Below are 14399 nucleotides of genomic sequence, written 5' to 3' on the forward strand. Positions count from 1 at the left end.
CGGACCGGGCGCCGTCAATACGGGCGACTGTGTCAGCTGACATGCCTTGCCTGGTTTCGCTGGATTTCCCTTGAGCCGGCCCTGCGCGGCGGCTGGTAAATTCCCGGACACTGTCCGCCGCGCTGGGCCCGCCCCGTCACTTCGTGTTGGTTACCGTGTGTTCCGGACCCCGCGTCCGGCGAAATGACCGTCAATTGGCCGATACCACCATCAATTGGCCGATACCGCGGCCGGCCCTGACGGGCCTTCCCCTGCTGCATCGTTCGCCGTGCCGCGTTCTTGGGCTGGACCGCATGTGAATTATCCTGAAGTGCGCCGCCGCACTTGGCGCACCGGTGTGACCATTCGGCATCAGCCGAGACGCCGTTCAGAATTTGTAGGCGATGCCGAGCCGGATATCGTGCGTCTTCAGTTCGATCGCATCGGGGTTCACGGCGGCCCCATTGAAGGTCGAGTGCCGTATGGAGGTGTGGCGGCCGAAGTCGGCAAAGCGGTATTCGCCCCGGACCACCCAATTGTCGCTGACGGCATATTCGGCGCCGGCGCCCAGCGCATAGCCCGCGATGGTGTCCTCGACATCGGCATAGGTATCTCCGCTCGGAAGGAAGACGGTGCTGTGCTTGTAGTGCGCCATCGCCACGCCGGCGGTGACGAACGGAAGCCACCGATCCATCGCGTAGCCAGCCCTCAGGCGGGCGGACCCGATCGAGCTCAGTTCCAGCACACCGCCAAAGCCGGGATCGTCGACGCCCAGCGCCTGATAGACGGTCGTGTCCTTGAGATTTGCGAAGTTGTAGTCGCCCTCGACGCCGAGGACCAGGCCGCTGTCGAACTGCTTCATATAGCCGGCATAAAGGCCGCCGAAGCCGCCCGAAAGGCTGCCGTAGCCCCAGCCGTAGCCGCCAAAACTGTCAGCCGCGAAAGTCTGGCCGACCCTTGCGTCCCCCCATCCGTATCCGGCCTGCGCGCCGATATAGCCGCCGGACCAGTTGTAGGAGGCCGAGACCGGCGGGCCGGCGTCGGCGGCAGAAGCCATGCCGGCGAGCCCGAGAAAGAAGGCTGTGGCGAGAAATATCGTTTTCATTGCTTGTCCGCGGTCCCCGAGATGCACGCCACGGCGGAAGTGCTTCGCGGCGATACATCGCGGTCTTGCATTATTCGCTGTCCCGCGTCTTGGTCTGGACCGCACCGGACTTGTCTTCGAACGCGCCGTGCTGCTTTCCCGCCCCGTGTGGCCGTTCCGCACCGGCCGGATGAAACCGGATCGCCCGATGCGGTAGAGCGGTTCACCGTCTCACGACGACGGCGAACCGCCCCAACTCCTTGTTTTGGCGCTATTCCCAAGGGAAAGCCCGTTTCATGCTTCTTGGAGTTGCCCTATCTGGCGCCGCTCGGCGTCGAGCCGAAGCGGCGGCGGAAGCAGCGGTTGAAATAGGAGACGTCGGAAAAACCGCTCAGCAGCGCGATCTCACTGATGCGCATGCGGTCGTTGCGCCTGTCGCCAAGCATGCGGTGGGCTCTCTGCAGGCGCAATTCGAGAATGCGCTCGGCGAAGCTCGCCCCGGTCTCCTGCAGGAGGTCGTGGACATAGCGCACGGAAAGCCGCAACTGCTGGGCGACCTGCTGGGCCGAGATGGCGGGATCGGCGAAATTGTCGCGGATCTTGTCCAGTATGGCCTGCAGCCTCGCCGCGCGCAGGCCGCGCATGCCGGCGAGTTCGGCGGGATCGCCCTTGGCGCCGGTCACCAGGCCGATCAGGTCGACGATGGTTTCGGTGGCATGGGTAACAAGGTTGGGCGAGACCAGGGCCGGGCCCGCCTCCAGGAACCTGCAATACCGCCTGAGCATGCCGAGCGCCTCATTGTCGGCCGCGACAGTCAGTGCCAGCCGGTCCTCGACACGGGCAAAGGCATTCTCCAGGATCTCGCGCGGGACGACGATGTTGGCCCACACATTGCTGTCGCCGCCGCTCATTTCCAGCGCTTCGGAGGCAGAGACCAGCGCGGCCTCGTTTTTGCCGACGCTGTAGTCGCGGCCGGCCTGGATGCCGCTCAGCCTTGTGTCGCCGTTGTTTATCAGGAGGAGATAGCCGTCGCGGCCGTCATCGGCGATGTTGCGGGCCTTGCGGCTGGCATGCTGGATCGTTCCGGCCATCTGCCCCAGCACCAACGGCCCGACCGCCGTCGCCTCGATGGCCGCGGCGAACGGCCGGTTGGCCGAGATGGCATATTCGACCGACCATATCTCGGCGACATGGATATCCTGCCAGAGCGCGAACCGTGCTTGATCATCGAGATGCGACGGCAGATCGATCGACGAGAAGACGTTCTTTTTCAAAAGTAACCGGCCCTTCCCGCGCCTTCCAGGAAATGCACCGTATGAAACTTGCTTGCGTCTTGTCCAGAGTTGGCGATATTTGTGCCTTGCACGACAATTTCATTGCCGTCCCGGTCAAGAATTCAGTCGATATTCGTCGATCCCGCGTTCGAAAATTCAAGACAATCGAAAATATACAGGAGCGCGGGAATCATCTCCGCCGCGCGACCTGCGTACACTCGCGGTGGCCGAGCCCGTATCACGCATAACGGCCCCTAAGCCCGCCGCACCGGTCGGCGCGCCACTGGGTGGCCCGCCGGCCGCGCCTCAAACAAAAAGCCCGCCAGGAGGGGGATCCAGCGGGCCTTTGGAAAGCTGATATTGAGCTTTCAGATGTCTGACGGGGGATCAGACGCAGTGACAACCTTTAGTGAGCACAGAGGTTCCAACAAAACCAAAAGAATGCCGACAGAGGTTGGACCTCGGCGATTCAAACGCGGAAGCGATTTATTTTCACGGGACCGCTCCGAGCTGGAACCTTCCACTGCTGACCGGGTTTTGTGGCGCGGTCAGGAAGGAATGGAATTGGACAGTTTTCAGAGGCTCGAAGCACTCGTCGATAGCGCCGGCGGCGACAGCATCGAAGAAGCCACCGCTTTGCTGCGCCGCTTCAAGGGCAGGTCGCAAGAGATCACAGCGGCGGTGGACGAGTTCATGCTGGACCTCAAGACATTGGTCTTCGTCATTGAAAGCGGCAAGGAAGGGTTCGAAAAATCGATCCGCAAGCTGGCTCGCGCCAGGCTTTCGAAGATCAAGCTCTTGGTCGGCGTTCCGGCGTAACGGGCTGGTGGCCAGGTCCACAAGCCTGCCGAGCGCCGATACGTGGTTTCCGCGTAGCCCACCCCGCTTCAGTTCCTTCGCTGGTCGCAAAGGTAGGGAGATGACTTTGTTGCCATTGGCGACATCGCTTTATTGCTTATCCCTGGGAACAAAGCTCTCGGGCGCAGATTAAGTCCTCGGCACATCAGTGCATCAACAAGGACCTTCACCATGAAAACTCGCCTTCTTATGGCCTCACTGGCCACAGCCACAACTATGGCTTTCGCGCTGCCAGCCTTTGCTGCCGACAGCGCGCAAGACTTTGTCGACAAGGCAGCGAACGGTGCAATGTTCGAAGTGGATTCGAGCAAGATCGCCGAAACCAGATCGCAGGATCAGAGCGTCAAGGATTTTGCGCATAAGATGATCGGCGATCACGGCGCGGCCAATGCCAAGCTGGAGACGATCGCCGGCGAGCAGAAGCTGACGGTTCCCAAGGAACTGGACGCCAAGCACAAGAGTGACGTCGACACCCTGCAGAACGGCAAGGATCCGATCGACGGCCCCTACGTCCAGATGCAGCGCGACGCGCACACCGATGCCGTGAAGCTGTTCGAGAGCTACGCCAAGGACGGCGACAACGCCGAGCTGAAGACGTTCGCCGGGCAGACTCTGCCGACACTCAAGATGCACCAGGAGATGATCGAAAAGATCGCGGCGACCCAGGGCACCCAGTCGTCAACTTCGCAGACGCCCAAGGTTACGGTCGGCGACAAGCCTGAGCAGACCCCTCCGCTTTCCGGCGCGAACAGCTTCACCGAAGACCAGGCAAAGAGCCGGATCCAGGATGCCGGTTTCTCGGATGTTTCGAAGCTGACCAAGGACGACCAGGGCATCTGGCGTGGACAGGCGAGCAAGGACGGCAAGAACACCGCCATCGCGCTGGACTACAAGGGCAACGTCGTTGCCGGCACCAACTGAATCCGAAATCCAGGAGATCAAGAACATGAAAACCGTAACCGGACTATTCGACAATTATGACGACGCTTCCGATGCCGTTGGCGAACTGGAAGCCACGGGCATTCCGCATTCCGACATCAGCATCGTCGCCAAGAACGCGGACAACCGGCACGAAAATGACGGCTCCAAGGCCGCGGATGATGCCGCGGGCGGTGCTGGACTGGGAGCTGCGATCGGCGGAGCCGGCGGGCTGCTGGCTGGACTTGGCCTCATGGCCATTCCGGGCGTCGGCCCGGTGGTGGCGGCTGGATGGTTGGCGGCCACCGCGGTCGGCGCAGTGGGAGGTGCCGTGGTTGGTGGCGCCGCGGGTGGCATCGTCGGCGCGCTGACCGACTCCGGCGTGCCTGAAGCCGATGCACACGTTTACGCGGAGGGCGTGCGCCGTGGGGGCACATTGGTCACGGCCAAGGTTGATGACCAGTTGGTGCCCGAGGCTGAAAGGATCCTCGGGCAGGCCAAGTCCGTGAACCTGGAAGAGCGGCGCGGTGAATACCAGGCCGACGGTTGGACCGGCTTTGACGCCGATGCGGAGAATTACCGCTCGAACGAAATCGGACGCGACGGAGCTCGTGACGTGAACCGCGTCTGACTTCGAGCAATTCCAGGAAAAGTGTGAAACGGTTCTTTCGGGAAAAGCGCGTAGCGCTTTCCCCGGGGAATTGCGTCAAAACAAAGAGTTAAGGCGGTTTGCCGTTTCCGTGAAACGGTGAACTGCTCCAGAAGCTTCGCTGCCGGATCGTCATTTCGGCGGCGAAGCTCAACCAAGCCTACCCCTTCAGCAGCGCCGCCAGCCTTGGAATGCCCTCGGTCACCGCGCGGCGGTCGGCGAGCGTGAAGGACAGCCGCAGCGTGTTGCGCCCGGTGCCATCGGCATAAAAGGCATTGCCGGGCACGAAGGCGACGCGGGCCTCCTTGACCGACCGCGCCAGCAGTTCGGTTGCATCGACCCCCTCCGGCAGCGTCACCCAGACGAACATGCCGCCTTCCGGACAACTCCAGGTCACGCCCTTGGGCATATTGGCTTCCAGTGCGCCCAGCAGTCCGTCTCGGCGCTCGCGGTAGGCGCCGATGAGTTTTTCAACCTGGCCGTCGAACACGGCCTCGGCGACGCGGTGCATGACGAACTGGTTGATCGACGGGCTGTGCAGGTCGGAGGCCTGCTTCATCAGCACCAGCTTCTCGACCACATGGCGCGGCGCGCACACCCAGCCGACGCGCATGCCAGGCGACAGGATTTTCGAGAACGAACCGCAATAGAGCGTGCGCGCCTTGTCGATGCCGCCGGACCGCGCGCAGTCAAGCGCCAGGATCGGCGGCACGGCCTCGCCGTCATAGCGCAGCGCGCGATAGGCGGCGTCCTCGATGATGGCGATGTCGAGTTCGCCGGCAAGGTCGAGCACCGCCTCGCGCTGCTGCCGGTCCAGCGTGTTGCCGGTCGGGTTGGCGAAATCAGGAACCAAATAGGCGAATTTGACCTTGCCGCCATTTGCCGCCGCCGCCGCCCGATAGGCATCCGGTGTCATGTTGCCGCCTTCGGGCCGCAGCCGGTCATAGCGCGGCTCATAGGCGTTGAAGGCCTGCAGCGCGCCGAGATAGGTCGGCCATGTCACCAGCGCGGTATCGCCCGGCGACAGGAACAGCTTGCCGAGATAGTCCAGCGCCTGCTGCGAGCCGGAGGTGATGAAGATGTTGGCTTCGTCGCAGGCGACGCCCAGCTTGCCCATCTGCCCGGCGATCCAGCGCCGCAGCGGCAGATAGCCTTCCGAGACCTGGTATTGCAGCGCAGCGCCCGCCTCCGCGCCCCCCAGCACCTCGGCATAGGCATCGCGGATGGCGTCGGCCGGAAACAGCGACGGATCGGGAATGCCGCCGGCGAACGAGATGATATCAGGCTGGTCGAGCAGCTTCAGCAACTCGCGGATTTCGGAGGCTTTCATGCGCGACGAGCGAGAAGCCAAGAGGTTCAAAAGGGTCAAGTCACGCCTCCCCAGACGTTTCCGATATAGGTCAACTTGGCTGACCTATATCCGCTTTGCCAGGAGATTTGAATAGTGCCTGACAACCTTGCGGTATACGCCAGTCACCGCACGGGCGGAAACGGAATTGCCCTAAAGGCTCTTCTTGTAGCCAATATGGCTGCCTGCGAAGCCGAGGCTTTCATAGAAGCGGTGCGCGTCCGCCCGCCCCTTGTCGGTGGTCAGTTGCACAAGGCTGCAGCCCCGCGCGCGGCATTGATCGATCGCCCATTCGAACATCAGCCGGCCGACGCCACCCGAGCGGCGATGGCCGGCGACACGCACCGCCTCGATCTGCCCGCGCCAGGCGCCCTTGCGCGACAGCCCGGCAAGGAAGGTGATCTGCAGCGTGCCGATCACCTCCGCGCCATCCACGGCCACCGCCAGCAACTGGTTCGGATCGGCGTCGATGGCGTTGAAGGCGTCGAGATAGCCTTGCGCCAGCGGCAACGAGGCATCCTCACGGGCAGCGCCCAGCGGATCGTCGGCCAGCATGGCGACGATGGCGGGAAGATCGGAGGCTTGCGCCTTGTGGAAGGTAATCATGCGCCGGGATAGCGCGAGGCGGTGGTGGCGGCAAGGCGCTAGTTACGCCCACCCTCATACACTCTCTGCGCCTGCGTCAGCGCCCGGTCCAGCCTCTCGCCCTCGGCATAACCAGCCAGATTCTTTGGCCGCTCGATACCAGGCAGGATCCTCGGGCACGGCTCGTCCGCACCGATCACCATCCGCACCGGGATGACGCCCGCCCAGACGGGATGGCCGTAATCTTCCTCGTCATCGCCGACACCCTTGGCGCGCACTTTCGCCGACGCTTCCTCTATGCGCATGCCGATCACCGTCGTCGCCTTGGCCTCCTGCGCCGAGATCGGCCGCAAGGTTTCGCTGCGGCCGGGGTAGAAGCGGTCGACGACGCCGGCCAGCGCCTTCATCTTCTCCTCCGGCTCGTCGACAATCCGTGCCGTGCCGAAGCACATGGCCGAGCGGTAGTTGGCGGAATGGTTGAAGCCGGTGCGCGCCAGCACCAGCCCGTCGAGATGCGACACGGTGAGACAGGCAGGCGTGCCCCCGCGCAACTGGCGCAGCATGCGGCTGGCGGAAGAGCCGTGCCAGTAGAGCATGTCGCCCTCGCGCCAGTGAATGGTCGGCGTGCAATAGGGCTGGCCGTCGAACGTATAGGCGACGTGGCAGAGCAGCCCCGCATCCAGCACCGCGAAAACGGCCGCATGGTCGTAGCTGCCGCGCTCGTGCAGGCGCTTGACCCGGTTGCGGCTGGTGGTCGGAAAGCTGGCGGCGACATCGTTCACGGCTTGCATCCTCACTTCTTGTCTGCCAACCATGCACCATGGCATTGGTCGATAAAAGAACCAATCAAGGTGATAAAATTCAGACCAATCCGCCGGATTGGTCGGCGCTGATCCCGGTTCTGCCCGGCGGCGGCCCGCGCAGCCGCGAGCTTTACGCGGCGCTCAGGCGGCTGATCGAGACCGGCGCGCTGGCCGCCGGCGCCAAGCTGCCGACCACCCGCGACCTCGCCCGGCGCTTCGGCCTGTCGCGCTCGGCGGCGGTCGCCTGTTTCGAAATGCTGATCTCGGAAGGTTTTGCCGTCGCCAAGGTCGGCGCCGGCACTTTCGTCGCGCGCGATGTACCGTATCTGCCGACAACACTGTCAAAGCCCCGTCCGCCCGAGATCGATGCCGCCACGTCGTTGCCTTGCGGCCTTGGCGTCGCGGTGTCCGACCCGCGCACGCTCAACCTGTTCCGCATCCTGCTGTCGCGCCACCTCGCCCGCCCCGGCCCCGAACATTTCCGCTATGGCGATCCGCGTGGCGGCATCGCGCTGCGCACCGCGATATCAACCTATCTGAGGACCGCGCGCGGCGTGCGCTGCGACGCCGGCCAGATCGTGCTGACCTCGGGCACGCAACAGGGGCTCGACCTCCTGGCGCGCGCGGCACTTCGCCCCGGCGACGCCGTCTGGCTGGAAAATCCCTGCTATCCCATGGCGCACGCCGTGCTGGCCGGCAGCGGCGCCAGGATTGTCGCCGTGCCGGTGGACAGCGAAGGGCTCGATCCCGGGATCGGCGAAAGCCTCTGTCCAAAGGCGCGCGCGGCCTATGTCACGCCCTCGCACCAATATCCGCTCGGCGTGACGATGACAATGCAGCGCCGCCTTGCCCTGCTCGACTGGGCGCGGCGCAACGATGCCTGGATCATCGAGGACGATTACGACAGCGAGTTCCGCTATGCCGGCCCGCCGCTGACCTCGCTGCAAGGCATGGATGGCGCGAACCGCGTCGCCTATCTCGGCACCTTCTCCAAAGTGCTCTTCCCCGGCCTGCGCATCGGCTATGTCGTGGTGCCGGAGCCGCTGCTCGATGCCGTGATGGCGGTCAGGGCGCGCTCCGACCGCTACCCTTCGACACTGGCCGAAGGCGCGCTGACCGACCTGTTGAACGAAGGCCACTTCGCCGCGCATCTCAGGCGCGTGCGCCGCCGGGTGCAAGCCGCGCGCGACGTGCTGGTCGCGGGGCTAGAGTCGCATTGCGGCGATACGCTCGAGGTGTCCGTGCCCGAACAGGGACTGCATCTGATGGCGACGCTGCAGGGCTCAGGCCCGGACACCGCGATCGTCGAAGCCGCAAAAGCGGTGGGCGTCGGCGCGCGGGCGCTGTCCGCGATGTTCATCGACGGGGCGCCGAAGCACGGGCTGGTGCTGGGGTTTTCCGGGTTTTCGGATGAGGAGTTGATGGGAGCGACGATGCGGCTGGGCGGGGTGATGCGGTAGCATCCCCTCCCATCGTCATCAACTCTGAGGAAGGCGCGGGTACCGCCCTTAATCCCCGTCGTCCGCGGGCTTGGCCTTGCCACACTGCGCCAGCACCTTGCCGATAGCCCCGCTCGAGCCCTTCAGGGGAAAGCTGATCGCGCCATATTTGGCTGAGCTGACCGAGACATCACCCTTCGAACGCAACAGGTCGAGCAGCGGATCGGCCTTGGCCAGATTGACCACGAAATAATTGTACATTTCCTCGAGCTGCAGCGTCTTGGTCACCGTCTTGCCGTCGGCCTTGAAGTCGAACGCGCCGCTGATTCCGGGCTCCGTCTGCTGGCCGCTGGCGCCCAGATCGTAGCTCAGCACCGGCGTGTCGAAACAGGTCAGCATCAGATACGCATCGCCCTTCGGTCCGCCGCAGACCGAGGCTGTCAGCACCTTGCCGCCCTCGTCTTCCTCCATCTTCGCGCTCCAGCCGCCGCACGACGCGGCAACGGCCGGCTGCGCGGCCTGCAAGACCGCCACGGCACCGGCGACGACGAGATATCCAGCTTTCATGAATTCCCCCTGACAATTGCAGCACCCGCGGGCAGCATATAGGAAAAGCGATCCCGTGGCATTGCCCGTTGCGGCACGTACGTTCGGGATCGGTTTGGAGAGCGTTGTGTCGAAAGTTCGCCTGTATCTTCTGCTGGCCGCCCTGGTGGCCTTGCCGCCCACCGCCCATGCCGAATGGAAGCCGGTCGAGAAGGTCGAGACCTACGCCATTTCGGGCCAGTCCGGGCTGGAGCTCTACCGGTCGATCGGCGAGAACGGACCCAATGTCGGCATTGCCCGCGCCATCGCCTACACCAATTTCAAGCTGACCTGGGGGGTCAGGGACTACAAGCCCCGGGGCAAGGATTGCGTGCTGACGGCGGGCAAGCCGAAACTGATCATCACCTACACCTTGCCAAGCCCTTCCGCGCCGCTGCCGCCGGCCGTCCAGAAGACCTGGGAGGTGTTCATCGCCGGCGTCAGCGCCCATGAGAAGGTGCATGGCGCCAGCATGATAAAAATGGTGCATGACATCGAAGCCGCGACAGACGGCCTGACCGTCTCCGATGACCCCAAATGCAGCAAGACCAGGGCCGAGGTGGTCAAGCGGCTCGACGCGATCTCGAAGGCGAGGATACAGGGCAGCCGGGATTTCGACCGTGTCGAGTTCGGTCAGGGCGGCAATCTGCAGAAGCTTGTATTAGCCTTGGTGAGCGGTCCTTGAAACGAACCGCAGCGCCTTGACGACGCGGCGGCGGATTTCTGACCTGCCTCTGCCCTAGCGGCTGAGATCAAGCGCGGCTGACAAATCGCCCATCGGCGGCTGGTCGTTGTTGCGCAGCGCCTTGTCGCGGGCGACTATGCCTGAAAGCACCGGCAGGTCGTAGCGCGCGGTGATGAAGCGCAGGATCGACGTCGTGTCATATTGCGTGTGGTCGACCGTGCCCATCTTCGCGTAGGGCGAGATGATGAAGGCCGGGACGCGGTTGCCCGGTCCCCAGCGGTCGGCCTTGGGCGGCGCGACATGATCCCAGAAGCCGCCATTCTCGTCATAGGTGACGACCACCAGCATGTGGCTCCATTGCGGGCTCTTCTCCAGATGCGCGACGAGGTCGGCCAGATGCTGGTCGCCCGATGTCACATCGGCATAACCGCTGTGCTCGTTGAGATTGCCTTGCGGCTTGTAGAAGCTGACAGAAGGCAGCTTGCCGTCATCGATCGCCTTGATGAATTCGGAGCCGTCCAGACCGCCATCCCTGAGATGCGCGGTGCGCGCGGCGGTGCCCGGCGCATAGGCGGCGAAATAGTTGAACGGCTGGTGGTGGAACTGGAAGTTCGGCACCGGCGTCGCATTCTTGCCGTCGAGCGTTGCCTGCCAGGCGCCGGCATACCAGGCCCAGTCGATCCCCCGCAGCGAAAGGAGGTCGCCGATGGTGATGTCGTGCTGCGGCGGCAGCGTCGTCGGCTGCGCCGGATCGGCCAGCGCCTTGTCGCCACCTTCGACGGGCTTGTTGGCACTCGGCTGGTAAGGCGGCTGCATGGTGTTGACGGCATAGAAGTCGGGCGTGATGGCACCGTCATTGACGAATTTCGGCACGCCGCCAAGGGCGGAGGGCGGCGAGTTGTCGGCCACCTTCAGCGTCTTGCCATCGGCCTCGACGACGGCGATCTGTCCCTTCACCGGGCTGGTATCGGCATTGGGATAGACCGGGGCGCAGGCGCAGGCGAGCTGGAAATGGTTGAGGAAGGAGCCGCCAAAGGCGCCCTGGAAGAAATTGTCGGCCAGCACGTATTTCTTCGCCACCGCCCACATCGGCAGGCCGGAACCGTCATAATGGCCCATGACGAGACCGCCGGAATCGGCCCAGGCGGCGAACTTGTCATTCTTGCCGCCGTCGATCTGCATCTGCTCCTGGTAGAAGCGGTGCCAGAGGTCGCGCGTGACGACGGAGGCCTTCTCGTTGAAGCCGTTGGCGTCGTCGATGGCGAAGCTGGCGTTGCTGAGATGCGCCGACTGCGCCTCGGTCACAACAGGCGTCACGCCCTTGGCGGTCAGTCCGCCCCAGGCCGGCGGCAATTCGGCGAGCGGCTTGCCGTCGCGATCGAGCTGGCGCGCCTGGTCGGCCGAGACATTGGCCAGCCCATTGGCGCCGGGGAAGCCGCCATAGAGATTATCGAAGCTGCGGTTTTCGGCATAGATGACGACGACCGTATCGATCTTGTCGTAGCCGGGAGGCGCGGCGTTGGCAGCACTAGCAAACGATGCCAGGGCGGTGGAGGCCAGGAAAAGCGAATTGAAGGGCCGCATTAAGGAGTCCTCATGGCTAGGGGGGATGGCTAGAGGCGTCGTGCATGGCCGGTGGCCGCGCACGCAAAGAGCTACGTCGATGCCTTGTCACCTTTGTGACACTTGCCTCGCCCGCGAACACGGTTTCGTGAAGAGCGGGAGCAGTCATCAATCCGTTGCAGTGCGAACCTACTGCGGAATGAAATGGACCTGGAAGCGATGACGACGGGACGAGGCAGACGCCTGATGATCGCGGCCGCTGCCGCATCGTTGTTCGGCTTTGCCATCACTTTGCCGGCAACCCTTGTTCGCGCCGGAACCGGCAGCATCCATCCCGGCCCGCTGTCGCGCGCCGATGCTTTCGCGCGGGCGCGGGCGCTGACCGCGCTTGGCCGAAAAATGTTCTTCGATCCGGCGCTGTCCGCCTCGGGCAGGCAGGCCTGTTCGTCCTGCCATGACCCGCATCACGCCTTCGGCCCGGCCACGGCCGCGCCGGTCGAGATGGGCGGTCCGAACCTCGACCAACCAGGCGTGCGCGCCGTGCCGTCGCTGCGCTATCTGCAGGCGGCGCCCGCCTTCACCGAGCATTTCTACGATTCCGAGGACGAGGGGGACGAGAGCGTCGACAATGGCCCGACCGGCGGCCTGACCTGGGACGGCCGGGCCGACCATGGCAAGGACCAGGCGAAAATCCCCCTGCTCTCGCCCTTCGAGATGGCCAACAAGGACGGGGCCGCCGTCACATCAGCCTTGCGCAAGGCCGCCTATGCCGGCGAGTTCAAGGCCGCCTTCGGCGACGACGTGTTCGACCACCCGGGCGATGCCTTCGACGCCGCCGCCGAAGCGCTCGGCACGTTCGAGCAGAGCGCGCCTGATTTCTATCCCTATTCCAGCCGCTACGACGCCTTCCTTGCCGGCAAGGCGCATCTGACGGCGCGGGAGTTGCGAGGCCGCGCGCTGTTCGAGGACGAGGCCAAGGGCAATTGCGCCAGCTGTCACCTCAGCGAACCCGCCAATGACGGCGAGCCGCCGCAATTCACCGATTTCGGCCTGATCGCCATCGCCGTGCCGCGCAATGCGGCGATCCCCGCCAATGCCGATGCGGCCTATGTCGATCTCGGCCTGTGCGGCCCGCTGCGCACCGATTTTCACGGCCGGTCCGAATACTGCGGCCTGTTCAAGACGCCGACCCTGCGCAACGTCGCGCTGCGCAAGAGCTTCTTCCACAACGGCGCCTTCCACACGCTGCGCGACGCGGTCGCCTTCTACGCCAGCCGCGATACCGATCCCGGCCATTGGTACCCCAGAAATGCCGATGGCACGGTCCGGCAATATGATGATCTGCCAAAGGCTTACTGGCCGAACTTGAATCAGGACCCGCCCTTCAACGGCAAAAAGCCCGGCGACAAGCCGGCGCTCAACGACGCCGAGATCGACGACATTGTCGCGTTCCTGCAGACGCTGACGGACGCGGATCAGCAGGCCGGGACGGTGCCTGCGAACTGAACCCCTGCTAGCTTCGCCAAGCCGCCAGATCGGCCAGGATCCGTGCCTTCAGCGCGGGGTCGGCGTAGCTCGCCCGCACCGACGTCGCGGCGAGCTGGCGAATGGTTTCCTCGTCCCAGGCAAAGGCCTCGGCGCAAGCGGCGTAGGATGCTTCAAGCGTGGTGTCGAGCAGCGCCGGATCGTCGGTGTTGATCGAGACCGGGACACCGGCCTTGCGCAGGGCGTCGAGCGGATGTTGCGCAAGCGAGGGATAAACGCCGAGCGCCAGATTGGAGACCGGACAGATGCCGAGCGGAATCTGCCTTTGCGCCAGCAAGTCGACAAGGTCCGGTTCCTCGATCGCCCGCACACCGTGGTCGATGCGGTCGGCACCCAGCAGTTCGATTGCGTCGCGAACACCTTCCGGCCCGCTCGACTCGCCGGCGTGAACCGTCCGCCGCAAACCCGCCGCGCCGGCGCGGCGAAACGCCTCGGCGAAGCGTGGACCGGTGCGACCGGCGGCCGCCTCGTTTCCGTCGATCGACAAGGCGACGACGCGGCTGTGCCTGATGTCGCTCAGCAACTCCACCAGCTCGATCGCTTCCGCCGCCGATTGCGTGCGAAGCAGGCTGACGCAAAGCCCGGCCGGCGGGTGCCCATCCTGTTCGGCGGCCGCGAAGCCCGCATCGAACGCGTCGATCATCCCCGGAACGTCTTTGTGCCAATGCGGCCAATGCGTCGGGTTGACGATGACGTCGGCGTAGCGCACGCCGCTTCGGCCCATGCGCTGCGCGAACTTGTAGGCCGTGGTGGCGAGCTGTTCGCGTGTGCGGAATGTCCCGCACAACCAGTCGAGCATCTCGAGGAAGCTCTCGAGGTCATGGGCTTCGAAGAGCCTGTCGCGCGGCGCGCGCAGCGGAATGCCGGCTTCCTCGCAGTTCCTGACCACATCGTCGGCCTCGAAGCAGCCCTCGATATGGATGTGCACTTCGGCTTTCGGCAGTCCTATGAAGTCGGTCAATGACGCCTCCCCTCTTGGCCGGCGCCATCAAACCATGAAACGATCGCTGCTGGTTTCAAGAAATGATTGAAAGTACTGCGCATGGGCCGCGAGATTGGCGCCTGCCTGGATCCAGGCAGGCGC

At 64.3% G+C, this 14399-nt stretch carries 14 protein-coding genes; 6 read left to right on the top strand and 8 right to left on the bottom strand.

Annotation, left to right across the window (positions count from 1 at the left end; all coding sequences use genetic code 11):
• Window positions 1-367: 367 nt before the first annotated feature.
• Window positions 368-1084, bottom strand: coding sequence for an outer membrane protein (locus AC1VON_RS26560; RefSeq protein ID WP_483125400.1), 717 nt, complete (start codon window positions 1082-1084; stop codon window positions 368-370).
• A 293-nt stretch (window positions 1085-1377) separates the two neighbouring features.
• Window positions 1378-2337: an AraC family transcriptional regulator gene (locus AC1VON_RS26565; protein ID WP_483125401.1), complete on the bottom strand. Its 960-nt coding sequence runs from the start codon at window positions 2335-2337 to the stop codon at window positions 1378-1380.
• Window positions 2338-2697: 360 nt separating this feature from the next.
• On the opposite strand from AC1VON_RS26565, the gene AC1VON_RS26570 reads away from it, so the two are divergent.
• The 3 genes from AC1VON_RS26570 (at window position 2698) to AC1VON_RS26580 (ending at window position 4744) form a co-directional block, all read left to right on the top strand.
• The gene (locus tag AC1VON_RS26570) at window positions 2698-3156 is read left to right on the top strand and encodes a hypothetical protein (RefSeq protein WP_483125402.1); all 459 of its coding nucleotides are present in this window, start codon (window positions 2698-2700) and stop codon (window positions 3154-3156) included.
• A gap of 210 nt (window positions 3157-3366) precedes the next feature.
• Window positions 3367-4116, top strand: coding sequence for a DUF4142 domain-containing protein (locus AC1VON_RS26575; RefSeq protein WP_483125403.1), 750 nt, complete (start codon window positions 3367-3369; stop codon window positions 4114-4116).
• A gap of 25 nt (window positions 4117-4141) precedes the next feature.
• On the top strand, window positions 4142-4744 hold the full coding sequence (locus tag AC1VON_RS26580; RefSeq protein WP_172349611.1) for a general stress protein: 603 nt from the start codon (window positions 4142-4144) through the stop codon (window positions 4742-4744).
• Between the two features lie 178 nt (window positions 4745-4922).
• On the opposite strand, the gene AC1VON_RS26585 is transcribed toward AC1VON_RS26580, so the two are convergent.
• The 3 genes from AC1VON_RS26585 to AC1VON_RS26595 all read right to left on the bottom strand — a co-directional run bounded on the left by AC1VON_RS26585 (window position 4923) and on the right by AC1VON_RS26595 (window position 7510).
• The gene (locus tag AC1VON_RS26585; protein WP_483126384.1) at window positions 4923-6092 is read right to left on the bottom strand and encodes an aminotransferase-like domain-containing protein; all 1170 of its coding nucleotides are present in this window, start codon (window positions 6090-6092) and stop codon (window positions 4923-4925) included.
• A 171-nt stretch (window positions 6093-6263) separates the two neighbouring features.
• Window positions 6264-6716 (bottom strand): GNAT family N-acetyltransferase, encoded by a 453-nt coding sequence (locus AC1VON_RS26590; RefSeq protein WP_483125404.1) that lies wholly within the window; start codon window positions 6714-6716, stop codon window positions 6264-6266.
• Window positions 6717-6754: 38 nt separating this feature from the next.
• Window positions 6755-7510: a pyridoxamine 5'-phosphate oxidase family protein gene (locus AC1VON_RS26595; protein WP_172349609.1), complete on the bottom strand. Its 756-nt coding sequence runs from the start codon at window positions 7508-7510 to the stop codon at window positions 6755-6757.
• Between the two features lie 5 nt (window positions 7511-7515).
• Between AC1VON_RS26595 and pdxR the strand changes: the two genes are divergently transcribed.
• Window positions 7516-8958, top strand: a complete 1443-nt coding sequence (gene pdxR / locus AC1VON_RS26600; protein WP_483125405.1) for a MocR-like pyridoxine biosynthesis transcription factor PdxR — start codon at window positions 7516-7518, stop codon at window positions 8956-8958.
• 48 nt (window positions 8959-9006) lie between these two features.
• On the opposite strand, the gene AC1VON_RS26605 is transcribed toward pdxR, so the two are convergent.
• Window positions 9007-9504: a hypothetical protein gene (locus AC1VON_RS26605; protein WP_483125406.1), complete on the bottom strand. Its 498-nt coding sequence runs from the start codon at window positions 9502-9504 to the stop codon at window positions 9007-9009.
• A 106-nt stretch (window positions 9505-9610) separates the two neighbouring features.
• Here AC1VON_RS26605 and AC1VON_RS26610 point away from each other — a divergent pair, with 106 nt between their 5' ends.
• The gene (locus tag AC1VON_RS26610) at window positions 9611-10207 is read left to right on the top strand and encodes a DUF922 domain-containing Zn-dependent protease (RefSeq protein ID WP_483125407.1); all 597 of its coding nucleotides are present in this window, start codon (window positions 9611-9613) and stop codon (window positions 10205-10207) included.
• A 54-nt stretch (window positions 10208-10261) separates the two neighbouring features.
• Here AC1VON_RS26610 and AC1VON_RS26615 read toward each other — a convergent pair whose 3' ends face one another.
• Window positions 10262-11791: an acid phosphatase gene (locus tag AC1VON_RS26615; protein ID WP_172349606.1), complete on the bottom strand. Its 1530-nt coding sequence runs from the start codon at window positions 11789-11791 to the stop codon at window positions 10262-10264.
• A gap of 198 nt (window positions 11792-11989) precedes the next feature.
• Here AC1VON_RS26615 and AC1VON_RS26620 point away from each other — a divergent pair, with 198 nt between their 5' ends.
• Window positions 11990-13276, top strand: coding sequence for a cytochrome-c peroxidase (locus AC1VON_RS26620; RefSeq protein WP_483125408.1), 1287 nt, complete (start codon window positions 11990-11992; stop codon window positions 13274-13276).
• A gap of 7 nt (window positions 13277-13283) precedes the next feature.
• Here the strand turns inward: AC1VON_RS26620 and add are convergent, their stop codons facing one another.
• Window positions 13284-14276: an adenosine deaminase gene (add, locus tag AC1VON_RS26625; RefSeq protein WP_483125409.1), complete on the bottom strand. Its 993-nt coding sequence runs from the start codon at window positions 14274-14276 to the stop codon at window positions 13284-13286.
• Window positions 14277-14399: the final 123 nt, after the last annotated feature.

Source organism: Mesorhizobium sp. HAY1-8B (assembly GCF_056868045.1).

Excerpts from the sequence above, each read along its gene's own strand:
- AC1VON_RS26595 (WP_172349609.1), bottom strand. The coding sequence starts at position 7,510 with ATGGTTGGCAGACAAGAAGTGAGGATGCAAGCCGTGAACGATGTCGCC.
- AC1VON_RS26615 (WP_172349606.1), bottom strand. The coding sequence starts at position 11,791 with ATGCGGCCCTTCAATTCGCTTTTCCTGGCCTCCACCGCCCTGGCATCG.
- AC1VON_RS26575 (WP_483125403.1), top strand. The coding sequence starts at position 3,367 with ATGAAAACTCGCCTTCTTATGGCCTCACTGGCCACAGCCACAACTATG.
- AC1VON_RS26590 (WP_483125404.1), bottom strand. The coding sequence starts at position 6,716 with ATGATTACCTTCCACAAGGCGCAAGCCTCCGATCTTCCCGCCATCGTC.
- AC1VON_RS26605 (WP_483125406.1), bottom strand. The coding sequence starts at position 9,504 with ATGAAAGCTGGATATCTCGTCGTCGCCGGTGCCGTGGCGGTCTTGCAG.
- AC1VON_RS26580 (WP_172349611.1), top strand. The coding sequence starts at position 4,142 with ATGAAAACCGTAACCGGACTATTCGACAATTATGACGACGCTTCCGAT.
- pdxR (WP_483125405.1), top strand. The coding sequence starts at position 7,516 with ATGGCATTGGTCGATAAAAGAACCAATCAAGGTGATAAAATTCAGACC.
- AC1VON_RS26620 (WP_483125408.1), top strand. The coding sequence starts at position 11,990 with ATGACGACGGGACGAGGCAGACGCCTGATGATCGCGGCCGCTGCCGCA.
- AC1VON_RS26585 (WP_483126384.1), bottom strand. The coding sequence starts at position 6,092 with ATGAAAGCCTCCGAAATCCGCGAGTTGCTGAAGCTGCTCGACCAGCCT.
- AC1VON_RS26560 (WP_483125400.1), bottom strand. The coding sequence starts at position 1,084 with ATGAAAACGATATTTCTCGCCACAGCCTTCTTTCTCGGGCTCGCCGGC.